Source organism: Ruminococcus sp. Marseille-P328 (assembly GCF_964249465.1).
GTDB lineage: Bacteria > Bacillota > Clostridia > Lachnospirales > Lachnospiraceae > Blautia_A > Blautia_A faecis.
On record NZ_CAXUBQ010000001.1, the window covers coordinates 309,980 to 331,070 of the forward strand.

Annotated in this window: 28 protein-coding genes and 4 pseudogenes; 1 reads left to right on the forward strand and 31 read right to left on the reverse strand. The window is 38.5% G+C overall.

Annotation, left to right across the window (positions count from 1 at the left end; translation table 11 throughout):
• From ACESTK_RS01390 to ACESTK_RS01455, 14 genes and pseudogenes are all read right to left on the reverse strand, one after another.
• On the reverse strand, positions 1-174 hold the full coding sequence (locus tag ACESTK_RS01390) for a hypothetical protein (RefSeq protein ID WP_173717180.1): 174 nt from the start codon (positions 172-174) through the stop codon (positions 1-3).
• 376 nt (positions 175-550) lie between these two features.
• The gene (locus ACESTK_RS01395) at positions 551-1,627 is read right to left on the reverse strand and encodes a M42 family metallopeptidase (protein ID WP_294424026.1); all 1,077 of its coding nucleotides are present in this window, start codon (positions 1,625-1,627) and stop codon (positions 551-553) included.
• A 242-nt stretch (positions 1,628-1,869) separates the two neighbouring features.
• Positions 1,870-2,088 (reverse strand): annotated as a pseudogene (locus ACESTK_RS01400) (GNAT family N-acetyltransferase); the annotation flags it as partial.
• 212 nt (positions 2,089-2,300) lie between these two features.
• The gene (locus ACESTK_RS01405) at positions 2,301-2,714 is read right to left on the reverse strand and encodes a hypothetical protein (RefSeq protein WP_342981956.1); all 414 of its coding nucleotides are present in this window, start codon (positions 2,712-2,714) and stop codon (positions 2,301-2,303) included.
• A gap of 14 nt (positions 2,715-2,728) precedes the next feature.
• Positions 2,729-4,255, reverse strand: coding sequence for a DNA methylase (locus ACESTK_RS01410; protein WP_373118367.1), 1,527 nt, complete (start codon positions 4,253-4,255; stop codon positions 2,729-2,731).
• A gap of 90 nt (positions 4,256-4,345) precedes the next feature.
• Positions 4,346-4,504 (reverse strand): annotated as a pseudogene (locus ACESTK_RS01415) (DHHA1 domain-containing protein); the annotation flags it as partial.
• An 89-nt stretch (positions 4,505-4,593) separates the two neighbouring features.
• A complete protein-coding gene (locus ACESTK_RS01420; protein ID WP_373118267.1) occupies positions 4,594-5,514 on the reverse strand; it encodes a helix-turn-helix domain-containing protein in 921 nt (306 codons plus the stop codon).
• Between the two features lie 14 nt (positions 5,515-5,528).
• Entirely contained in the window at positions 5,529-5,798 is a 270-nt protein-coding gene (locus tag ACESTK_RS01425) for a helix-turn-helix transcriptional regulator (protein WP_148463117.1), read from the reverse strand.
• A 135-nt stretch (positions 5,799-5,933) separates the two neighbouring features.
• Positions 5,934-7,187: an ATP-binding protein gene (locus ACESTK_RS01430; RefSeq protein WP_173770617.1), complete on the reverse strand. Its 1,254-nt coding sequence runs from the start codon at positions 7,185-7,187 to the stop codon at positions 5,934-5,936.
• 169 nt (positions 7,188-7,356) lie between these two features.
• Positions 7,357-7,633 (reverse strand): annotated as a pseudogene (locus ACESTK_RS01435) (SDR family oxidoreductase); the annotation flags it as partial.
• A gap of 90 nt (positions 7,634-7,723) precedes the next feature.
• Positions 7,724-8,065, reverse strand: coding sequence for an arsenate reductase family protein (locus tag ACESTK_RS01440; protein ID WP_373118270.1), 342 nt, complete (start codon positions 8,063-8,065; stop codon positions 7,724-7,726).
• A 67-nt stretch (positions 8,066-8,132) separates the two neighbouring features.
• Positions 8,133-8,543 (reverse strand): peptide deformylase, encoded by a 411-nt coding sequence (locus tag ACESTK_RS01445; protein ID WP_117990283.1) that lies wholly within the window; start codon positions 8,541-8,543, stop codon positions 8,133-8,135.
• Between the two features lie 20 nt (positions 8,544-8,563).
• Entirely contained in the window at positions 8,564-8,779 is a 216-nt protein-coding gene (locus ACESTK_RS01450; protein WP_173770553.1) for a hypothetical protein, read from the reverse strand.
• Positions 8,780-9,072: 293 nt separating this feature from the next.
• Positions 9,073-9,324, reverse strand: coding sequence for a hypothetical protein (locus tag ACESTK_RS01455; RefSeq protein ID WP_373118273.1), 252 nt, complete (start codon positions 9,322-9,324; stop codon positions 9,073-9,075).
• A gap of 380 nt (positions 9,325-9,704) precedes the next feature.
• Between ACESTK_RS01455 and ACESTK_RS01460 the strand changes: the two genes are divergently transcribed.
• Positions 9,705-10,220, forward strand: a complete 516-nt coding sequence (locus ACESTK_RS01460) for a helix-turn-helix transcriptional regulator (RefSeq protein WP_173717405.1) — start codon at positions 9,705-9,707, stop codon at positions 10,218-10,220.
• 52 nt (positions 10,221-10,272) lie between these two features.
• On the opposite strand, the gene ACESTK_RS01465 is transcribed toward ACESTK_RS01460, so the two are convergent.
• The 17 genes and pseudogenes from ACESTK_RS01465 to ACESTK_RS01545 all read right to left on the reverse strand — a co-directional run bounded on the left by ACESTK_RS01465 (position 10,273) and on the right by ACESTK_RS01545 (position 20,770).
• A complete protein-coding gene (locus tag ACESTK_RS01465; RefSeq protein WP_373118276.1) occupies positions 10,273-10,689 on the reverse strand; it encodes a hypothetical protein in 417 nt (138 codons plus the stop codon).
• A gap of 21 nt (positions 10,690-10,710) precedes the next feature.
• Positions 10,711-10,926 (reverse strand): hypothetical protein, encoded by a 216-nt coding sequence (locus ACESTK_RS01470; protein WP_118577954.1) that lies wholly within the window; start codon positions 10,924-10,926, stop codon positions 10,711-10,713.
• A gap of 38 nt (positions 10,927-10,964) precedes the next feature.
• On the reverse strand, positions 10,965-11,093 hold the full coding sequence (locus ACESTK_RS01475) for a hypothetical protein (RefSeq protein WP_273697341.1): 129 nt from the start codon (positions 11,091-11,093) through the stop codon (positions 10,965-10,967).
• Between the two features lie 336 nt (positions 11,094-11,429).
• Positions 11,430-11,870 carry a DUF4869 domain-containing protein gene (locus ACESTK_RS01480; protein WP_373118279.1) on the reverse strand — a complete coding sequence of 147 codons (441 nt, stop codon included), beginning with the start codon at positions 11,868-11,870 and terminating at the stop codon, positions 11,430-11,432.
• A gap of 276 nt (positions 11,871-12,146) precedes the next feature.
• A complete protein-coding gene (locus ACESTK_RS01485; RefSeq protein ID WP_243243613.1) occupies positions 12,147-12,347 on the reverse strand; it encodes a hypothetical protein in 201 nt (66 codons plus the stop codon).
• A 619-nt stretch (positions 12,348-12,966) separates the two neighbouring features.
• Positions 12,967-14,115 (reverse strand): SLC13 family permease, encoded by a 1,149-nt coding sequence (locus ACESTK_RS01490; protein WP_119241833.1) that lies wholly within the window; start codon positions 14,113-14,115, stop codon positions 12,967-12,969.
• A gap of 209 nt (positions 14,116-14,324) precedes the next feature.
• A pseudogene (locus tag ACESTK_RS01495) lies at positions 14,325-15,297 on the reverse strand (hypothetical protein).
• A gap of 1 nt (position 15,298) precedes the next feature.
• Entirely contained in the window at positions 15,299-16,258 is a 960-nt protein-coding gene (locus ACESTK_RS01500) for a helix-turn-helix domain-containing protein (protein ID WP_227200177.1), read from the reverse strand.
• 95 nt (positions 16,259-16,353) lie between these two features.
• Positions 16,354-16,530 (reverse strand): helix-turn-helix domain-containing protein, encoded by a 177-nt coding sequence (locus tag ACESTK_RS01505; RefSeq protein WP_117768279.1) that lies wholly within the window; start codon positions 16,528-16,530, stop codon positions 16,354-16,356.
• 90 nt (positions 16,531-16,620) lie between these two features.
• Positions 16,621-17,172, reverse strand: a complete 552-nt coding sequence (locus ACESTK_RS01510) for a sigma-70 family RNA polymerase sigma factor (RefSeq protein ID WP_227200178.1) — start codon at positions 17,170-17,172, stop codon at positions 16,621-16,623.
• 315 nt (positions 17,173-17,487) lie between these two features.
• Positions 17,488-17,802: a type II toxin-antitoxin system RelE/ParE family toxin gene (locus tag ACESTK_RS01515; RefSeq protein WP_118577834.1), complete on the reverse strand. Its 315-nt coding sequence runs from the start codon at positions 17,800-17,802 to the stop codon at positions 17,488-17,490.
• Positions 17,792-18,085, reverse strand: coding sequence for a type II toxin-antitoxin system RelB/DinJ family antitoxin (locus ACESTK_RS01520; protein WP_195379373.1), 294 nt, complete (start codon positions 18,083-18,085; stop codon positions 17,792-17,794). Before ACESTK_RS01520 ends, ACESTK_RS01515 begins: the two co-directional genes overlap by 11 nt.
• A 308-nt stretch (positions 18,086-18,393) precedes the next feature.
• Complete coding sequence (locus tag ACESTK_RS01525) at positions 18,394-18,756, reverse strand: YccF domain-containing protein (protein WP_059086556.1); 363 nt, start codon at positions 18,754-18,756, stop codon at positions 18,394-18,396.
• 26 nt (positions 18,757-18,782) lie between these two features.
• Positions 18,783-19,001, reverse strand: coding sequence for an aspartate dehydrogenase (locus tag ACESTK_RS01530; protein WP_118577832.1), 219 nt, complete (start codon positions 18,999-19,001; stop codon positions 18,783-18,785).
• Positions 19,002-19,040: 39 nt separating this feature from the next.
• Positions 19,041-19,511: an LURP-one-related/scramblase family protein gene (locus ACESTK_RS01535; protein WP_173716680.1), complete on the reverse strand. Its 471-nt coding sequence runs from the start codon at positions 19,509-19,511 to the stop codon at positions 19,041-19,043.
• 39 nt (positions 19,512-19,550) lie between these two features.
• Positions 19,551-20,177 (reverse strand): GNAT family N-acetyltransferase, encoded by a 627-nt coding sequence (locus tag ACESTK_RS01540; protein WP_373118285.1) that lies wholly within the window; start codon positions 20,175-20,177, stop codon positions 19,551-19,553.
• 395 nt (positions 20,178-20,572) lie between these two features.
• Entirely contained in the window at positions 20,573-20,770 is a 198-nt protein-coding gene (locus tag ACESTK_RS01545; protein WP_227199271.1) for a hypothetical protein, read from the reverse strand.
• Between the last annotated feature and the right edge of the window lie 321 nt (positions 20,771-21,091).

Here is a 21,091-nt window from a genome sequence, read left to right on the forward strand (position 1 = left end):
TCAGCGGGCTGTGCAATAAAATCGAATGGTATCTATCACTTTCTCATCCGATGCCTGATTAATGTCTGATATCAGAGACAGAATCTGATTCAGAAGTTCCAGCTTTTTGTTAAATTGTCTGTAGCTAATCTCATGTTCTTCATTCTTATTATCATTTGCCTTAAACTTTTCCATAAAATCTCCCAACACTTATATAGAAAATATTCCCCCATTAATGCCTGAAAACAAAAAGAGAACAGCCGATACATATATTCGAACTGTTCTCCTACATTACTGTTCACTGGTAATGTTCTTTGTACTCATACCGTTCCGTATCTATATAACTTCTTTCTAATCCATTAGAAGAAGTATATTTTTAAATAAAATTTGAAGATACTTTCGTTTCTGCAAAAGTCATTTTCGCTTATATCACTTTCATAATATCACAGACAGTTACGTTTGTCACATAAAAGTTTAAATAACTGTGATGCGCTTCTTTGCTGCTTCTTTGCATATCCTTTTCCGGCAGTTGCCGTTATATCTGTCGCTTTCAGCACATCATTATATTTTTTTAAAAACTCATAATCTGCTCTTCGTCAAGTCTTTTAAGAATTTCGCATGCCAACTTAACCGCATTATCAAAATCAGCATAAGCTGAAATTCCGTAATGTGTGTGCGCATAGCGAACCGGAACACCAATAACGATGACCGGAACTGCTTTTTCAGTCAGATGTATAACTGCACCATTGGTTGAACCAGCACTGCGAACTGCATCCTGAACCGGGATGCCAAGCTTTTCTGCCAGATCAAGCGCATATCTCTGGTAACGCGGATTGGTGATCATGCGTGAATCGATGTGACGAAGCATCGGACCACGCTTAATAGCAGTCTGAACCATATACTGCTCAACGCACGTATCATCTGCCGGGCAGCCTTCAAAAACAATTGCGATATCCGGCTTAATTACCTGTGCTGTCACAGTGGCACCACGTACACCAACTTCTTCCTGTGCTGCACACGCGCCAACAATATCCACATTCAAATCCTGACCAGCCAGGGTATGCATGGTCTTAAGAATTGCCGCACATCCCAGACGACAGTCAAAGCTCTTGCCCACCATCAGATCTGTGGTTTCTGAATATGTAAATGTCACATCCGGCACTACCGGTTCACCGATACGAATGCCGAACTTTTCAACCGCCTCTTCTTTAGAAACAGCGCCAACATCTACTGTGATATCTTTCATATCCAGAGGTGCTTTACGCTCCTGCTCTGTCAGGAAATGCGGTGGCTTGCTGGCAGTAATACCCGGAATATATTCTCCGAATCGGTTGCGGACCAGGACTTTATGAGCTGGAATATTGTGGTTCACCCAACCTCCGATCTGAATGATGCGGAGAGTTCCATTCGGGCAGATAGCCTGCACCATAAAGCCAACCTCATCACTATGTGCATCAAGCTGAACAACCGGACGTTTGCCGTTATTTTCTTTACGGCGGATATATAGGTTGCGCATGCGATCTTCTGTAATTTCTCCGAGTCCTTCTGCATAAGGACGAATTGCTGCAACCACTTCATCTTCGAAGCCTGATGTACCGTTTGCATTTGAAATTGCTGCAATCATTTCCAACGTTGTTTTTTTATCCATTCTGACACCTCTTTATGAAAGTTTTACCTTCTTGAGCTCAACATCTACTTATATGGTTTTATAAGTTATATTTAACTGTCAATAATCTCCTATTCCCCTTTAGGATTAACTTTTTTCTGACAATAAGAATTTTCGAGCCACGCTTAATAAATCAAGTATAGTCTAGGCCAATATGATTGTCAACAATTCCAACTTGATGTGGTACATTTCGTGAACTTCTTATAGAGCAAAGAATGCTATGCAAAAATCCCTTCAATGTATTCGTTACTTAGTCCTACAAATCCCTGAATCATTTTATCATCTTCATACACATAGACTTCCGCTTGTGACATCATTTCTTTCACTAATTCATAATTACTTGTCCAATATTGCTCCGGAATAAAATCATGTGCTTTTAAATTGCTCTTTAACCATATGTCGGCAACTCTATTAATATCTGTGTTCTGCATCTTTCTGATCATAACGCTTATTCTCCATCAGCTTTGATTTCTCCGTAACAACCAATCAGTTATATCGTGAATCTCGACTCCTTCATAGCTATATTTTGGATGTTTAGTTCGGGCAATAATCATTTTCGGATAACGCACGGAGCTTCTGATCAAATGAAGCCATGGCACATCATCTCCAGCTTTTCCTTAAAAACATTCTAACTTCTTTGTATCTTTTCTCAAATTTACCACTCTTCACATTTAATATCACTTATCTGTTCGATTGGAATGACCGTTTGATCCGTCATGATTATGGTGTGCTCATATTCGTCTACCTTTTTTACAATACCAGAGCACATAACATAAGATCCACCGGATTTTTTTGCATCGGGAATAAAATAAGTTATCGATACATTCTGTTCTATACCGATATTATTCCTGATTATATTGATTTTTTCGTTCAGCTGAGCAATCACTTCCTCACTCAGTTCCAATTTTTCATCGGTTAATCTTGCGGTTTCTTTTATCGCAGCATCATGCCCAGTCAAGGCTGCAAAAGGAGCAAATTGTGCTGCCCGGTCCCGAAGAGGCATTTGTGGATGCTTCTTAGAGACCGGATGCGGTAAATTGATGATATCGTCATAAGAATTATTTTTCATCCCTTCCAACTCCTTTATGCCCTATGTCCGCCAATTTGTTCATTTCTGTCCCTGGCGGTTGCACCTTCCTGAAGGTTCATCCCCTTCAGCACAGCATTTTTTCCAAACTTCTTTTTAATACTGAGCATCGCTTCCTGCATACGTTTTTCGCGATCCAGCACAGCCGCTTCCTCTTCCTGCTTTTTCCTTTGCGCCTCATAATCCGTAAAAAGATCCAACTGCTCATACACTTCTTCTTTCTTCACAGAACTTTCATCCACGAGCCTGTTCGCTGTGATATTGATTCTTCTGATAAGCAGGTTTCTGTCAACGATCCTGTCATATAACTCTATTACTGCATCTGTTATCATCTTGGTTGAGGAAGTCTGCCGTTTCAGATTGGTCGTTCCATGTGCGTGTTTCGGAATTCTTCTTCCATAACGGTCGATAGTAACCTCTCCATGATACTGCTTTTTCCTGTCGGAATTGTTCAAATTCTCAATATCATAACCAACCGTCAACACGATCTGGTCCGTTACAAGCTTCTTATCCACCAAATTCAAAACCATCTGGTCCGTCATCTCTTTTACAACCAGTTTTGCTTTTTCAAAATCATAGGGACAATGAAGTACCTGTCCGGCGCAAACACTGTTCATTTCCGGTTTGTAGGCCTTGACCATTTCCATGGTACAGGGCTCATACCCCCAGGCATGGTCGATCAGCAGCTCTGCATTAATACCAAACAGTTTATATAGCAGATCTTCGTTGTATAACTCATTCTCTTTTCCGATGGAACATCTTGCAATATCACCCATTGTATAAAGCCCGTATTCTTCCAGCTTCTTTGCATATCCCTTCCCTACTCTCCAGAAGTCAGTAAGTGGTCTGTGACTCCAGAGTTTTCTTCGGTATGACATTTCATCCAGTTCCGCAATTCGTACACCATCTTTATCTGCTTTAATATGCTTCGCCACGATATCCATCGCAATCTTACACAGATACATATTCGTTCCGATTCCTGCAGTTGCCGTTATACCTGTCGTTTTCAGCACATCCTGTATCATGGTCATTGCAAGTTCTCTTGGTGTCATATTATAAATATGCAGATAATCCGTTACATCCATAAATACTTCATCAATCGAATACGGAAAAATATCTTCCGGTGCAATATATTTCAGATAAATACTGTAAATTCTGGTGCTGTATTCCAGATAGAGAGCCATCCGGGGAGGTGCAACAATATAATCAATCTCCAGTGCCGGATTGCTATTTAATTCTGTGCTGTCATCAGAGGCTCCGATAAAAGTTCTGTTCGGCACTTTCCACCTGCGGGCGCTGTTGGCTTCTTTTACTTTTTGAACAACCTCAAATAAACGAGCTCTTCCTGGTATTCCATAACACTTTAATGCTGGAGATACCGCAAGACAGATGGTTTTTTCTGTTCTGCTTTTATCTGCAACCACAAGATTGGTTGTCAAAGGATCCCGATTTCGCTCTTTACATTCCACAGATGCATAGAATGACTTAAGATCGATTGCAATATAGGTTCTTTTCTTTTCCATCATTCTACACCTCCTGGTTCTCCTGTGTTTCGTTTCTAATTCTTTATTCTGACCGGAAATCTTTCTCATCATAATAATCCGCTCAAGTATTTCCTGCCTGAATTTTTCTACGTCATTCGTACGCTTGCGCACGCCTGCTGCCGCAGCATGTCCACCTCCGCAAAATGCCTGCAAAAGTTCATTTACATTAATCCATTTTCCATCAGATCGGAAGGAACACCGCCAGCGGTTTTCTTCTTCCTCATACATGGTAAAACCTAGCTGAAAATACAGGGATTGTGACTGTTTGTCCTTTTGGCAACTGTTTTTTTACTGTTCCTGGTGGCACCCTATATATTTTACCACCCCTTAAACACTGATACTTGGTAAGCTGCCACATTTTCCGGATTCTCCAACGCTTTTCTCCGCCATGCATTTGGTGAAATTCCCGTTATTTTCTTAAAATTACGTATAAATGTAGATATCACCGGGTATCCTACAGAATTAGACACTTTTTCTATGGAACATTTTTCTTTTGCGAGCATTTCACAGGCCTTCTTAATCCGAACCAGATTTAGATATTCTGATGGTGTAATATTAGCAGACTCTATAAAGATCCTCCGCATATGTGTCTCACTCAGATTACATGCCCTTGCAAAATCCTTTCCCCCGATGTCCTCCATATAATGTAATTCTATATAACTTATAATTTTACGTGTATAATCTGAAGTTTCCCGGGAATTATTCTGAAACTTTATGTTTTCATTATCTAAACGATCAAAAAACAGCACAAGATTAAACGCAAGCGTTGAAACAGTATATCTATAATTTGCTTGTCTCAGCTGTATTTCTTCTATTATCATCTGCATAAGTGCCGCAGCCTTCGTACTTCCAGCATTCTCCAAAACACTTATTTTCTTCGATAGATTCTGTTCAACATAAATATATTTTTCTGGAACATTTACAAAACCTCTTTTTAAAATTTCTTCCACATCCACAAATAAATATTCCCATTTTTGTTTTTTTCCACGCTCCTCCGGTGTAGGACATGTCCGATGTGGTGTGTTTTTTGGAATAAATGTTATCGTACCGGCATGATATGGCAATTCTTTTTCTGCGACACATATGGTTCCATTTCCATAATGGCAATATCCTATCTCCAAACAATTATGAAAGTGCATATTATCTGTCCCATAAATAATTTCCCATTTTTTACCACTTAATGCCATAACAGGAAGATCCTGAGAAATTTCATAATAACGGTATTCTGCCTTTTGCATTCTTCTTTCATTTCCTACCTTCCCAAAGCTTCAACAAATGAACTTGCCGCTCTTATTACTTTTTTGTTCAGAGAATAATAATGCCACTTGCCTTCCTTACGGTCATTTACAATCCCACAGTTAACCAATATTTTCATGTGATGTGATAAAGTAGGCTGCGTGATATTGAATTTATCCAGAATCTTACATCCGCATTTTTCTCCGTCTGACAGCATCTGAACAATCTCCAGTCTATTTGTATCTGATAATGCTTTACATATTAGTATCATATCCTTTGCTTCCATTTTCGCCGCCTCACATAGATAATCATCTATACATCAAATTACCATACGCATAGATGCTTGTCAATGTCCTGAAAAGCACAAAATCATAATAAAACTATCTCCATGACTTCCGATTTAATTTATCTATATCCAATGTCAAAACTCTAAACTATCTGCGTCCAAAAGGAAATACTTCATTCCCATGATGACAAATCCCTCATCATTTCTCCAAGGCTTTTTGCTGCCATTTACAATAACAACCTTCTTGAAAGAGTCCGGGATATTACGCAGAGAATTGAACTCCTGAGTCTGCTTTTCTTCTGAAGTCATGTCATAAGCAACCTGGATGTAGTATCTCTGATTGCCTTGGTTAACTACAAAATCAACTTCCAACTGCTTACGTACACGCTTGCCCTCTTTATCTTTATCAAAGATCTGCACAACACCCACATCAACATTGTAGCCACGAATCAGTAGCTCGTTATAAACAATGTTCTCCATGATATGAGTAGGCTCCTGTTGCCTGAAATTCAAACGGGCATTTCTCAGACCCAGATCGGTAAAGTAGTATTTCATATTTGCACCGATATACTTTCTGCCCTTAATATCGTATCGGCTTGCTTTAGAAATCAAAAACGCATCTGCCAAATAGTCGATATGATTGGAAATCGTTTTGTTTGTATAACTCATCTGACGCCCACTGGCAAAGGTATTAGCAATCTTTGAAGGGTTGGTCGGTGCACCGATTGCAGATGCAAGTACATCAACCAGAATGCCAATTTCATCCACATTTTGGATCTTGTTTCTTTCAATTACGTCCTTCAGATAAACATTTGCAAAGATATTTTTCAGGTAATCTGCCTTCTGTCGTTCGCTCTGTAAACCTACGACCTGCGGCAATCCGCCATAGGTCATGTAGTCATCCCATGCATCGTCGTAATCACCTTTATAGACAGAATAAAACTCTGCAAAAGAGAGGGGATAGATTCTGATCTCATCACCTCTGCCACGAAACTCGGTCACAATGTCGCTGGACAAGAACTTAGAATTGCTTCCGGTGACATACACATCAATGTTGCTCATGCGGAGCAGGCTATTCAGCACTTCCTCAAATCGTGGCATGAACTGTACTTCATCCAGAAGAAGATAATACTTATCATCATCCTTCATGGCATCTTTGATGTACTTAAAGCACACCTTGGGATCTCTTAATTCCTCATTCTCAATACCATCCAAGGCAATCTCAATAATATGATCGGCATCAACACCATTCTCCTGTAAATATCTCTTGAAAATATTAAACAGCAAAAAAGATTTGCCGCATCTACGAATACCGGTAATCACCTTTATCATTCCATTATCTTTTCGCATGGTCAACTGCTGTAGATAAGCATCTCTTTTAATTTCTATCATTATATTCCTCAATTCCGTGATTTTGCACACTTTTTAGTAATAATATTCTATCATAGAACAATCTGAGCTTCAATATCTATTCCCATCTTATGTGTATCCGCACATTTTTATGTAATATAAGATAAATATCTTTTCATTTTTTTGATTGCAGTGTCAAAATCGACTACTAAATCATTTGTTTTGTCATACCACCGTCAATACAAATGTTTTCACCTGTGATAAAGCCTGCTTTTTCAGAGCAAAGGAACAATACCATATTGGCAATATCCATAGGATTTCCGACACGATGAACCGGCTGCTGCAGTGTAACTTTCTGTTTGCGGCTGACTCATACGGTCACGGGAAGATGAAATATTAACAATGGCAGCTCCTTCAGAGAAATATGGCTGAAATAGTTTTGCCAGATAAAATGGTGCCGTAACCGATACAAATACTCTGCTGTTTCCAAATTTACATTTTCCCGTTTAAAATGCTGGACTACATCACCAATATGAAATCTACATTCTTCCATTAGCTGCCTATCCTCCGATTTCTTACTTCCACGCTTTCCAGATATCCGGCTGATATCCAAGAGTGGATTGTTTTCCATTACGAACCACCGGTGTTCTAATCACCTGCGGGTTTTCCAGTACCTTCTCAAGTTTATCTTCCTCTGCAATGTACTTAATGAGCGCAAGCAGATCCTTATCCTTGCCCTCCCAGTTGATCATATTTTCCAGTCCACCATTTGCCTGGGCAACCGAATTGAATTCGCCCTTGCTCATGCCCTTTTCTTTCATATCAATAAACTGAAACTTAATCCCACGTTCTTTAAAGAAACGTTCTGCTTTCTTTGTATCATTGCACTTCTTTGTTCCCAAAATCTGTATATTCAAATTAATTCTCCTTGTCCATCGCCATATGTATCATTTTGTAAAGCGGACATTCCAGGTCCGCATTCAGTTATATTATCTTTCCAGACAAATGATCAATTTCATGCTGGCAGATCTGAGCCGTCCATCCGGACAGCTTCTGCCGCTGTTTTTTCCAGTTGAAATCATAATACTCTACTTCTATTTCCTGGTATCGGGTCGTCTTACGAACACCATCTAAGGATAAACAGCCTTCTTCTGTCTCATACATGTCACGTTTTGAAACAATCACCGGATTGAACATCACAACATCTATGAAGCCCATATTTACAATGATGATATTCTTCTTTACACCAATCATGTTTGCCGCCATACCCACACAACGCTCCCGGTTCGCCTGCAGCGTATCCTGCAGGTCTTTTCCAACTTGGATATCTGCTTTCGTGGCCGGTTCGGATGGTTGGCCTAAAAAGAAAACGTCTCTTACAATTTGCTTTACCATTTACTTTCTCCCTGTAGCTTTCATTCTGCTTTTTCCAATTTATTATTTACATCGAGACAAACTTTGTCTCCTTCATTGATATTACGCTCATAGAGCTCGGCATCCTCTGCTTTTACTGTCACTTCTTTTCCAGAAGAATCCACAAGAGTCACTAGTGCCATGACTGGTGCATCATCCAGTCGTTCTTCGCAACCAAAATCCAGGTCTTCATCGATTCGTTTTACTGTATACATCATACTTTAATTCCTCTTGAAATAATATTAAGAATCAGTATTCTACATACCTTTTCCGACTTTCCACCACTTCATCTTCCGTTACAGCCATCCTTACATTGCCATCGTTATAAAATCCATATAAAATAGACAAGAGGTACAGTTTAAACCTCTTGTTCATTATTATACCTTACATGTAATAAATTGTCATAAATAACTTTCCGTATTTTGTTGCTTTCCTTGTTTCTTCCCCTCAGCCAAAGCAAATAGCCGAGACCCTAATCAGCCTCAGCTATTCTAAACTATATCATTCAGTTTCAAAAATCAAACTCATCCGGATCCAGTCCTGCATCTTCCAAAACTTCTCTTCTTTCATCCGGATCCATAAATTCCAACTCATCATAATCCAGCCCTGCATCCGCAAAAGTATCGATCTCATCGTCGTCATCAAAGATACTTTTTTCATCATCCTTCATCATTTCGTCCATGAACTGAAACTTTGCAGCACGTTCCCAACTATCCAATTTCCCGTCTCTGTTAAAATCAAACATCTTATCAAAGCCAAACATGATTTTTCCTCCCTTAATCTTCCATAAACTCGAAATACTCTTGCTCACTGGCAAATAAAATGTATTTGCCTTCTACATATCCCATATATCCGTTGCTTGTGTCATAACCTTTCATTTGCCAGTCCTCCTTGGATTTTTCTTCTTTTTTGATGTTATCATCTTACAATAAATGGCTGTACAAAAATCCCGACAACCAACCGGCTAAACTTCCTTGAGCATTCTTTGATATAAACCCTAAAATGATAATTTTACAAAGTCTATTACTTGTTGTTAGTTCATAATTTATGTATAATAAAATTCATATAAGAAATACACGCTCAGCATGCAGCCTGGAACATAGATGCTCTGCATGTTTGGCGATATACGGGGAGGAAATTCTCATGGGTAAACAATCCACCAGGGAAAACAAAACAATTTACCAGCTTTACCGAGAAGCGGCAGGACTTACAAGAGCAGAGGCCAGTGAAAAAATGGATGCTGTATCTGATTCAAAAATTGAAAAATTTGAATATGAAACACAAGAACCTACGCCTTATGATATCCTCCAGATGGCAGATGCCTATAAAAGACCAGATCTTTGCAATTATTATTGCTCTCACAAATGCGAAATCGGCCATCGTTATGTTCCAGAAGTAGAAGTGACCGATCTGTCAAATATCATTTTGGAGACAATTGCCAGTCTGAATGAAATCAATCCTCTTACCGGTCGTCTGATCCAGATTGCCCGTGACGGTAAGATCAGCGATGATGAAATGAAAGATTTTGCTTATATCAGTAAAAAACTTGATGAAATTTCTTTAGCCATAGACTCTTTGAATCTTTGGGTAGATAAGACAGCCGGAGAACAGGGGCTTAATCTTGAGCTCTTAAATGCCGAGAAAGAAAAATTAAAATAAACCATAAATCGACGAAAGGCAATGAACCATTTCTGACTCATTGCCTTTTCCTTTACATACGCTGTAATTGATTGACGATACTTTCTGTTCTTCGAATTGCTTCTTCTACCTGTCTTTTTGCATTATTGATTCGATCCTGGACCACCCAGTCCACAACAAAACCATCAAAGAAATAATCCGCAAAAGAAAGAAAATCTCCAGTATCGATATTCAAGTTACATACCATATTTACATCATTTAATTCCCTGCTGAAATTACGAAGATCATACTTTGCCTGTTCCATATTCCGTTTGGCCTGATCCATTTTAGAATGTTTTAACATCGTAGTGAAAAAGCCGCCGCCAAACATATCTACCAGGCCCCAGTTCTTTGCACTGTTTAAATTTTCTTTTGCTGCCTGAAGACTGTTCAAAGCTCTGCGCCCAGCTTCAATTGCTTCTCTCTTTTCTTTTTCAATATTATATCCCATTCGTTTTCTCCTCCTGATTCATTATGAATGTGACGTCACCAAAGCTATAATGCCACCGACAATCAATAATGGAAAAGCAATGTACATCAGTCCACCTACAACCATACCAATCAATATCACCGGGAAGAAAATAACTGTGCAAAGTAGTTTCATAATTCCCCAGGATGCTCTTAACCCAAAAACAAAAAATTTTCCGACAAACCAAATTATACAAATTGTAAATAATAACGATAACATTTTTTTCTCCTTCTGAAACTCATTTTAATATGTGTCTTTCATTTTTTCTGTTCTTTTTCTGCTGAATATTCAGATGCGTTCTTTATACCAAGCTTATTACTGAATGCCGAATTTTTCTCCATCTTTTCTATTATCCGGATTAATCGAATTCTCTGTGCCGCTTCCATCTGATCACTCCATTTATATTCTGCTTTTTTGTTGATATTGTCACTATAACAAATTTCTTTTTCATAATACACATCCACCATGAGGAATTGCATCTTTATATTTCTCGAATTTTGAGAATTCTGTCTTTATATTCCTCTGCATGAATTGTTCCTGAAGATGAATTGATTAAAGTCATATTGGAAAATGATGAACAAAAAAATCCAGCAATACATTTGGAAAATAAGCGTAAAATACATTCTCTTGTAACCATCAAAACGCCGGTATAGGATTATAAAAATCCTGTATCGGCGTTATTAATTGGTTTATTGCTTCCTCTAATATCTCACTACGGTTCGTTATTCCTTATTCATACTTTTTATATATTCTTCCGTTGCAGCAATATCTGATCCTACTATTGGATCACCTACAATATTTCCTGCATTATCTACAAATATGGTTGTCGGAAATCCTATAATTCCGGACATGTTGTAAATAAAAGAATCATCCTTCAACATAAGAATCAAAACTTTCACACCACCAGACAATTCGCGTGGCGTTATGGCTCCCAGTATAGGACTGTCAATAACATGTGAACTGATAACTGTGCAATGATCCACATCCTGAATCATTTTATTATCTTCATACACATAGACTTCCGCTTGTGACATCATTTCTTTCACTAATTCATAATTACTTGTCCAATATTGCTCAGGAATAAAATCATATGCTTTTAAATTGGTCTTTAACCATATGTCAGCAACTCTATTAATATCTGTATTCTGCATCTTTCTGATCATAACGATTATCCTCCATCAGCTCCCGATTTCAGAGCTTCATTTCTAATACTGATTTTACCGTACTTTTTAGGCTCAGTCCATCTTTTATACCCAAGCAATATCGCTTCCATTTCCTTTCTGCCGGACTGTTAGTCCCTTTTCTTGAAAAAATATAAAAAATAGAGCACATAGATAGATTCTACATGCTCTTACGCTTTATATTCTGTTTTTATATCTTATTCTCTTTAGACGAATTTTTTTTGATTCTGTTTATTACACCAGTTTACAACTTTATAATTAATAGACTTGCTGACGAATCAGCTGTTTTAAAGCCTTTGTCATTGCACAATAACAGATATTGATCAGATTTACCAGCATTTCAATACCCTTGCAGCTTCGTACCATATAACTGCAAAGTGACCAGAAGGTTTTCTGCTCATAGTAGCTTGTTTCAATATTCCACCGGAACGAGTACAAAAACAGCGGAATATGTTTCATCCTGTCATTCTTCCATACAGGTATGCAAAGCATAATATTTACAAAGCAGTGTCCATTCAGATAATTGGAACCATTATGTGCGGCATGGTCAAAGAGTTTTGAATCATTCTCAAAGCAACTTTAGCTGTGATATTCATAAAGTGGGAATAATCAACTTTTGCATAGGAACATGCGTGGTAAAAGGTATTGAGGGATTTTGTGGTAATCCCAGACAAAAAGTGCTGATATAAAAATCGAATGGAATGTACAGATTCCAATGTTAGTATTGATAAAACGAGTAAAAACAAAGTATCTGCTGTTGGAGCAGAAAAAGTTTCAAAATAAATCAAAAAATATTTGTGAAGTCTACCAGTCAGAGTCTTTTCGTTGTATAATGTCTTTGTCGTACAGGGGCACTTTCCTTTGTAATGTTTTGGAGCAAACTCATTATACATCAGAAAGCCCTGTACGATATTTTTTTATGAAAAAGTTGTAAAGTGGTGTAAAGATTAATGATCTTTGTATTGGCACCGAAAATATATTTATTTCTCCGCAGCTTTTCTTCCAGGATGGGAGAGTGCCGCGGAGAATTTTTTGCGAAGAAAGAATTGCTATAGCTTTTGTAATTCCGGGAAAACCTTTATCTAAGAAAAAAATACAATATTAACATGAATATCATGAATATAATATTGGAGGCTGTGAATATTCCCAAATACTTCCCTCTCAGATTCCTGTTCTCTTTTGCAATATATTTGAAACTTATCAGGCTTGCCATGGATGCAATCAGAGTGCCGAGACCTCCAATATTGGTTCCGACAATTAAAGCCCGGTAATTATCTGTAAAGCCGGATAAAAGAAGCGCAGCGGGAACATTGCTCATAATCTGACTGGCAAGAACAGCAGTAAGTGTTTCCCTTCCTGCCATGATTCTTTCCAGAAAACTGCTGAATTGCGGAATCCTTCCAAGGTTGCCGATAAAAATAAATAATGCGATAAAGGTGGCAAGCAGGGAGTAATCCACCCTGCTTATATTTTCCCTGTTTCTTAGCAGCATATATATAAGAACCAATACAAGAGGAATCTGGTATGGAATGATACGTGCAACAGTGAGCAGGCAGATTGTAAATAAGATCAGGTAAGCGGCCAGGTATTCCATGTTAAGTTCTTTTCTGTCAGAGAATCCCAAAAGAGTTTTATTTTTTTCGGAACCGCATACGTGAGGTGCTTTGGCAGCGGCTACCTGTATCCATATCAGAAGAAGGATAAGTGCTGTGGCGGAATAGGGAAGCATCAGGGTTATTAATTCTGCCGCGGACATCCCTGCTCTGGCATATAGATAAAGGTTCTGCGGATTTCCGATTGGTGTGAGCATGCTTCCGAGATTAGCAGCGATTGTCTGCATGGCTACTATTTTAAGAAGCCAGTAATTGCCCAGTTCCTTTGGCAGTTTATGCACAATGATCAGTGCAAGAGGAACAAAAGTAATCAATGCCACATCATTGGTGATCACCATTGACAGGAAGAAACATAAGAGTACCAACAGCCTGATCACACCCACAGTTCCCGATGTTCCCATCAGCAATTTTTTGGCGAGTATATCAAAAACACCAACAGCCTTCAAACCAGCTACAATTGCCATCAAACAGAAGAGGAGCCCGAGAGTCCTGAAATCGATATAAGTAAAATAAGCCTTATCCGGTCTGACCCAGAACATAGAAAGAAGCGCCAGGATCACTGCAATTGACAAAACGGTTTCTTTCCTGAAAAAAACATATAATTTTTGTAACATAATATTTCCTTTCCGGTCTGATACGACCGCGTATAAGTATATCACAGAAACATCCAGAAAAAAAGAATATCATTTTGTATTGTGGATTTCCAGTTTTATCAACTCTTTTTAAATGATGGGGACGATGCCAGTAGAATAGATTTTTTTATCATCATTGGTAGGCAACTTGGCTACCATTTCACCACATATAACAATCAAACTCGTACTCTCTATTTTTTCTCCAGGGATTTGGCCAGGGTAGATAAAAGTGCTGCCATTTCCGGATTTGAAAGAACCTTGGCTAATAATTCCGCATCAACATCCGTTGGAAGCTCAACAGTCTTGCCGGCAGCATGGGCATGCATACTCGGATCCAGATCTTTTTTCTCGTAAAAAGCTTCTTCAAAGAGCTCTGCATTCTTCCTGCGGTCGTCATCAATAATATGAGAATACACATCCGTAACCATATTGATCTGTGAATGACCGGAGTCTCCCTGCACGGCCTTCCTCAATCGCCTCATCAGAAATATCAACGCAATCCCAGGTGAGTCCGAGCATTTCTCCCATACGCATAGAACAGGAAAATGCCAGATTTAGAGCCAGCTTCAAGCGCTCATCCTCACAAACTTCCAGTGCATGCATCAGCGTTTCTGCTGTCCAGATCTCACGCTTTGCGCTCTTGTACTTTGGAACAGTTGCATAGATTGCCGGATTTTTCGGCATCAGTTCCCACTTTACCGCCTGTTGAAAACAGCTCCGAAGCAGTTTATGGATATCCCGGATTGTTGCCGGTAACACATACTCTGACTACCGTTTTCCGGTGGCCGGATTGACCACAGCCGGAGTTCTGAGCAGCCGCTGATAATACTTTTCGATAAACCTGGTATTGATATTTTCAAGCTTATCCCCGCCAATGATCGGAACGATATAATTATTGATCATACTCACATTTGAAGAATATGTAGACAAGGCCCAGGCCTCTTTTCCGTATAAAGTAATATACTCCTCCATCAAATCTTTTACGGTCTTACAATGAGGCACAACCATTTGCCCCACATCTGCACGATATTCGATTTCTTTTTTACGCTTCTTCGCTTCCTGCATGGTCTTATATGTTTCCCATTTCTGCCTGCGCTTTCCGGTTTTATCCTTATAGCTGTAAACAACACAATATCTTCCATTTCTTTCTACTAATGATGCCATGTTAAACCTCCACTTTCTCTCTGCCTTGCAGCCAACCCTCAAACTCCTGCCTTGGAATTCGAATCGTTTTGCTGCTTTGTACTGCTTCTACTTTTTCTTTTTTAATCCATTTGTGCACGGTTGCCGGATTTACTCCTGCCAGAACTGCTGCCTCATTTACTGTCAGATAAACATCATTTCCTATATTCTTGCTATGACCATCCCGTTCCAGAACCACTCTTCTATAAGCTTCAATCCTGCGATTATCTTCACCCTTCACTGTCTCTGGCATTTCGTCCGATACGACATGATAATCATCCTGGCTGCCATACCATTCATAAAAACTCTTCTTTGTCACTCGTCTTCGACCATCAACCTCAATGGTTTTCAGAATCTCTGACTGATTCAGAAGACCATATACAGTAGATCTGGGAACGCCTAATAAGCCGGCCATCTCCGGCATAGCCATGGAGCTTTCTACAATGTCACGAACTTTCTCCCGGTCCTCGGCATTTCGGTACCGTTTCTGACTTCGATACCATTTATCAAATGCTTTTTTTGGGTATCGTTTCCAATAGTTCACCAAAACAAATTCCACACCGGCCTTTTTCATTTTTTCATAAACCAGACCCTCAGATATCTGAAGCATCTCTGCGATATCCCGTGGTGAATAGGAACTTTTCTTCAGTTCCAGTCCTGGCTCTTCTCCTGTGACCTTATGGTATTTCACCTGATTGGCATACCACTTTTCAAAGCTTTCCAACTCCACACGCATTTTGCCAAGGATCACTTCTGTTTTGAAAAAGTTCTTGTGCACCAGCCAGTATCGGTCTGTTTTCTTCAGCCCCAGAAGTCGTCCCATTTCTGGTACGGACATATATTTCTTTTCCAGAGGAGGCTGCCTTTTATATGCGCTCTGGCTTTCTATCTCTTTCACCAGTTCATGGAATTCCTCTTCCTTTGTTAATGGATTGTAATACAACTGTGACACCTCCTACATTACTAACATAACGCATCTGCAGAAAAAGCGTTAGGATGTCATCGTTTACACAAAACAAATCATTCTAAACGCTCTTTCTATTGATGCTGATCCAGCCACTCATCAAAGCTTTTCTTGGAAATACGGTACTTGCCACCGACCATCACCCAACTGAATTTCTTTTTCTTGAGCAGCTCATAAATACACTGTCTGCTTACACCCAAAATCTCCTGCAGTTCTGCTACTGAATAACATCTCTTGTCCATATCTGCCATCTCACTTTCTCTACTTGTTTATTCAGTTTCTAAATACAAAAAACACGGAGAAAGTTTAGGCAAGGAAACAAAAAATTATAAAAATGTTGTTTATCCTTCCATGTACATGTTTCGCATCTTTCTGAGAATCGTATTAAGTCTCTGACTCAGTGCTCCTTTTGTAACACCAAGGATTTCTGCCACATCCTTCTGTTTCATGTCATCAAAATATATCGACTTAATGATGAACTGTTCCTGAAGACTAAGCTTGTCGATCTTTTCATGAAGAATTCTGCTCTCCTCTTTCAGAATCATCATTTCTTCCATGCTCATCTGCGTGTCGTCTGACATATCGGCAATAGAAAGCCCATCGCTGTTGGCACTGAAAGCGCAATCCAGGATTTCACATCTCCTGGTTTTACGCTTCCATTTCTTATCTTTCTGATCCGCAGGCTCCTCTTTCTCTTGTTTATTTTCCAAATCCTGAAAATCTTCCATCTGATCATCTTCTTCTGACTCCGGTGCCCACTTACGGCTACGGTAAATTTCATTTCGATACTCGGCAAACATTGCCATTGCTACTTCCTTGGAGATCTCATAGAATACTCCATCAATCTTTGCATAATATTTTCCTTCGTATTTATATGGATGCTGTACGTACATCTTCTTTTCCTCCTGAATTTGAAATCTTGTTTTCTGTTTCAAATCCAGGGGCGGAGATGCACGTGATCCGCTGATGCATCTGATCATGCCTGATTCCCTTCCCAATCACGCGGTCATAGACAGACCCGTGGCTTTGGCTGGAAATCATTGATTTTCAGGCATCAAAAAAAGCCCCATTGAGTATTTAACCCAATAGAGCTTTAAAAAATTTTATTAAATTGTCCTGCTGATCTTCTACTTCCAGCATAATCATTGTATCAGGCGGAAGTATCAGAGGTATCCCAAATACAGGCTATAAAGTATCAATTACGCTTCTTATATCATTTTGTTTTCATAATCTTGTAACTCATGGAAAATATCATCCACATATACAACATCATTTTCTATTCTATATAACATAAAATATCTGTGCTGTTGAAAATTTATTCGACGATATCCCAGACTCTGTAAACGTGGATTGTCGCATACTTTCAAACTACTCGCTACATACTTTAACTTTTTAATAGTATTCTCAAAATCATCAAGCACATTTTTCGCTGCTTGCTTATTTTTCTTAGCGAAAAACAGATACTGTATAAACTGATTCAAGTCTTCTTCTGCTTCAGCTGTTACAACTATTTTATAATCCATATTTTCCTCTTATATCTGAAATCACATCATCTGCATTTCGGTAATTTCCCCTTTTTGAAGATTCTCTGGATTGTTCCAGTCTTTGAAGCATCTCTTCTTCTGTCATAGATGTATAAGGATTATGCACAGTTCGTTTTATTTCAAATGGAAATCCATTATATGCAACCGCCTGCGTTAAAAACATCCTTATTGCTGATGTCGTGTCAGTTCCAAGATCTTTAAAAAGCTGATCTGATTTATTTTTCAAATCATCGTCTACCCTGATCTGAATTGTACTTGCCATTTTAGATACCTCCTTTTTTCTTCATTATAATGCTATTTCATTACTAATTCAATACAATTGTATTGATATTTCACTTATTTCTTTGCACTTATCTAAGATAGTAGGTATGGAATCTTAGATTACAATTGAGGTAGGTACAATAAAAATACAATCGGCACAATTTTTTCTTTCTGTACTCATTCAGTTCCTGACGTCCAATGATTGGGATGCCAGGATAACCACCTGTCTGTGTCCTGATTGCCGGAGAGCTTGTCTGGGTGCACAATTCCGATTTATCCAATTAAACAAATTCTTTTTTATTTTTTCTTTTATCCTATCACACTCGCACCAAATGGCATGAAAGAGAGTCTTGCCATCTTGAAAAACTGCTTTCCAAATGGAATTCCAACTATCGTAATACACCATATACAACCAACTATCAGGTTTCCAAGTGCCATTTCCCATCCAAAAAATATAATCCATATAAGATTTACCAGAAACGAAAACATGCCATTTCCATATACGATTTCTTTTCCAAACGGCCAGAATGCCAGGGTTGCAAATTTAAAGCATTGCAGACCTACCGGAATTCCAATAATTGTAATACACCATATGCATCCTGCAAAAATCCATGCCAGTCCACCCAGTAATCCTCCAAATATAAACCAAAGAATATTACCTATAGTTCTCATGACAATACATCCTCCTTATCCAATGTTTAATATTCTTTTGCAATTTCCTCTGTTATCTCATATATCTCTTTAAATTTTTCTAAGTCCTCCGGCGATCTGATCAGCATGATTTCTTCGATTTTTCCGGTCCGTATGTCTTTGAACCCTGCTACTTCTTCTCCGGTACAAATACTTGCACGAATAACTGGTTTCATATGTTCTCGGTCATATGTTTTTTTCATGATTTTCTTTTTGAATAATCCCATACTTCATCCTCCGAATAATTACAGAAACAAGATTAACTATTAATTTCTGGAACATTTTTCTGCATCGATTGCCAGTACAAACATCAGCGCATCCAACGCATTTCCTGGATCCTGCACATCAATAACATATGTATCAGTCATATGAAACAGTTCTTTACTAACCCGTGCAATTGAATAACCGCTTCGATCAAGAATGCTATAGTTCCATTCCATAATGGTTCCATCAATATGCCATCCATTGTAATCAATATTATAATGTGGCGTCAGGAATGAGAATTCTTTGCTCAAGCATCCTATATAACTGCCGTTTTTATAAATCTCGAATTTAGGAAGAAAAGTAAGTACTTTCTGAACAACCATTCCTACTTCATTTCCATAGGCATCATAAATTACAAGTTTATGTCCCCAGGACAACTGGCCTTTTACTACATAAACAGTGTTGCCTGCTTCATCATAAATATCATAGCTGTCAAACCATGAAAATAGCCTTTGTTTAAATAATAACTTCATAACTTTTCACCGCTCTCTCCAACAGATATAATTGGTTCTTTACACTTCTTCGATATTGGCTACGTGGATTTTTCCATCAGATTGTGTATGGCTTTTCCATTGTTCTTTTGTTATGACATTTGTATGGCCAACTCTTACCTCATTAAGCAATGGTACTGGAACCTCATCGCAAGTATGATGATAAATAAATCCAAGTTTCTCCTGTACTCTTTTGGACTTTTTATTTCCGTCATAATAGCCACACCATATTGTAGTCATTTCAAGCGTTTCAAATCCTCGTTTCATAAGCGCATATGCCGCTTCTGGCATATACCCTCTGCCCCAGAATGGTTCTCCCAACCAGTAACCAAGTTCACATTCATCATCTCTATCTGTCATATCTGTATGTCCGTTTAGTTTTAGTTCAACAGCTCCTATTGCAACATTATTCTCTTTTTCACAGATTGCATAGCATTCTGCTCCGGTGAAAATATTGTCAATAACATATTTACTTGATTCGATATCCTTGTGAGGAGGCCATCCGGCAATTGGCCCTACTTTTGGATTTTTTGCATAAGTAAACAAACTTTCTGCATCATCTTGCGTCCACTTTCTTAAAATTAATCTTTCAGTTTCTAGTATCATTTTAAAATATATCCCTTCAGTATTCAATTTCGATTTATCCAATTAAGACAATTCTTTAGGTTAGAATCGATGATGGAGTAAACGAAAAAGCAGTTTCGACATTTCAGTGAACTGCCCCTTCGTTTACTCCATTTTCGATTTGACCTAATTGAACAAAATGAGCGTCCGAGTAGCTACTACCTATGGACTTTTAATCTTTTGTTCTTATCCATGATTATACAGGATTTCCTGTGCAGACGCTACAGAAATCAAGAATTTTCAGATAAATAGGTATAACAATTAAACCTCAGGATTTTGAGGCTTAGAAAACATATAAAAGATTTGGATTTTAACACCTTTGCGGTATTCTCAGTTGTGGTTTTCCAAGATGTCCACCGCAGGATTTACATACATAGATGTTTATCCCGTATAGCTGTTTCAATATTTCTGGCATCTCCTTATCCCTGAGCTTTGAAAGATATTTTTTGCATCCGAGGAGATTCCGGCATAAAGTGAGCTTTTTGTGTCTCTTCAGGATTCTTATTCTGATATTTCAGAAAATAAGAGACATAGTTTTTATAGCAGTTGATGGAACGTTCTTTAAGGTTACGGATTTTTCCGGCTTCCTCAAGCTGTTCTAAATATTTTTCATACATAATAAAATCCTCCATATAAAATCAGTAGTTATCCGGAACACTGCTTTATATGGAGGTGCATTTTGGTCATAAAACCGCTTGCCAACCAAGCGGAAGGGTGGTATTCTTTTCATAGGCAGTGGGAAGGTCGATCCTGTTTGATTGTTTCGTTGTGGTGACTTAACAATACTACTTTTAGGACTTGCTTTCCACTGTTTTGTTATAGAAAAAAGAAAATCGCTATGCCATAGCCTTGGTAGGCCATCGCGCAGCGATTTTGTTCAATTTATGTTTGCAGGTTTGGGAGAGATTGTTTCTTTTCCCGCCTTTTCTCTGATTTAC

Excerpts from the sequence above, each read along its gene's own strand:
- ACESTK_RS01450 (WP_173770553.1), bottom strand. The coding sequence starts at position 8,779 with ATGATGTATACAGTAAAACGAATCGATGAAGACCTGGATTTTGGTTGC.
- ACESTK_RS01505 (WP_117768279.1), bottom strand. The coding sequence starts at position 16,530 with ATGGCAGATATGGACAAGAGATGTTATTCAGTAGCAGAACTGCAGGAG.
- ACESTK_RS01405 (WP_342981956.1), bottom strand. The coding sequence starts at position 2,714 with ATGAAAAATAATTCTTATGACGATATCATCAATTTACCGCATCCGGTC.
- ACESTK_RS01445 (WP_117990283.1), bottom strand. The coding sequence starts at position 8,543 with ATGGTAAAGCAAATTGTAAGAGACGTTTTCTTTTTAGGCCAACCATCC.
- ACESTK_RS01485 (WP_243243613.1), bottom strand. The coding sequence starts at position 12,347 with ATGAAACATATTCCGCTGTTTTTGTACTCGTTCCGGTGGAATATTGAA.
- ACESTK_RS01390 (WP_173717180.1), bottom strand. The coding sequence starts at position 174 with ATGGAAAAGTTTAAGGCAAATGATAATAAGAATGAAGAACATGAGATT.
- ACESTK_RS01535 (WP_173716680.1), bottom strand. The coding sequence starts at position 19,511 with ATGAAGTTATTATTTAAACAAAGGCTATTTTCATGGTTTGACAGCTAT.
- ACESTK_RS01410 (WP_373118367.1), bottom strand. The coding sequence starts at position 4,255 with ATGGAAAAGAAAAGAACCTATATTGCAATCGATCTTAAGTCATTCTAT.
- ACESTK_RS01470 (WP_118577954.1), bottom strand. The coding sequence starts at position 10,926 with ATGTTATCGTTATTATTTACAATTTGTATAATTTGGTTTGTCGGAAAA.
- ACESTK_RS01455 (WP_373118273.1), bottom strand. The coding sequence starts at position 9,324 with ATGTTTGGCTTTGATAAGATGTTTGATTTTAACAGAGACGGGAAATTG.
- ACESTK_RS01465 (WP_373118276.1), bottom strand. The coding sequence starts at position 10,689 with ATGGGATATAATATTGAAAAAGAAAAGAGAGAAGCAATTGAAGCTGGG.
- ACESTK_RS01460 (WP_173717405.1), top strand. The coding sequence starts at position 9,705 with ATGGGTAAACAATCCACCAGGGAAAACAAAACAATTTACCAGCTTTAC.
- ACESTK_RS01480 (WP_373118279.1), bottom strand. The coding sequence starts at position 11,870 with ATGATCAGAAAGATGCAGAATACAGATATTAATAGAGTTGCTGACATA.
- ACESTK_RS01545 (WP_227199271.1), bottom strand. The coding sequence starts at position 20,770 with ATGTATGAAAAATATTTAGAACAGCTTGAGGAAGCCGGAAAAATCCGT.
- ACESTK_RS01420 (WP_373118267.1), bottom strand. The coding sequence starts at position 5,514 with ATGCAAAAGGCAGAATACCGTTATTATGAAATTTCTCAGGATCTTCCT.
- ACESTK_RS01515 (WP_118577834.1), bottom strand. The coding sequence starts at position 17,802 with ATGGATTATAAAATAGTTGTAACAGCTGAAGCAGAAGAAGACTTGAAT.
- ACESTK_RS01510 (WP_227200178.1), bottom strand. The coding sequence starts at position 17,172 with ATGTACGTACAGCATCCATATAAATACGAAGGAAAATATTATGCAAAG.
- ACESTK_RS01425 (WP_148463117.1), bottom strand. The coding sequence starts at position 5,798 with ATGGAAGCAAAGGATATGATACTAATATGTAAAGCATTATCAGATACA.
- ACESTK_RS01490 (WP_119241833.1), bottom strand. The coding sequence starts at position 14,115 with ATGTTACAAAAATTATATGTTTTTTTCAGGAAAGAAACCGTTTTGTCA.
- ACESTK_RS01475 (WP_273697341.1), bottom strand. The coding sequence starts at position 11,093 with ATGGAAGCGGCACAGAGAATTCGATTAATCCGGATAATAGAAAAGATG.
- ACESTK_RS01530 (WP_118577832.1), bottom strand. The coding sequence starts at position 19,001 with ATGGGATTATTCAAAAAGAAAATCATGAAAAAAACATATGACCGAGAA.
- ACESTK_RS01525 (WP_059086556.1), bottom strand. The coding sequence starts at position 18,756 with ATGAGAACTATAGGTAATATTCTTTGGTTTATATTTGGAGGATTACTG.
- ACESTK_RS01520 (WP_195379373.1), bottom strand. The coding sequence starts at position 18,085 with ATGGCAAGTACAATTCAGATCAGGGTAGACGATGATTTGAAAAATAAA.
- ACESTK_RS01395 (WP_294424026.1), bottom strand. The coding sequence starts at position 1,627 with ATGGATAAAAAAACAACGTTGGAAATGATTGCAGCAATTTCAAATGCA.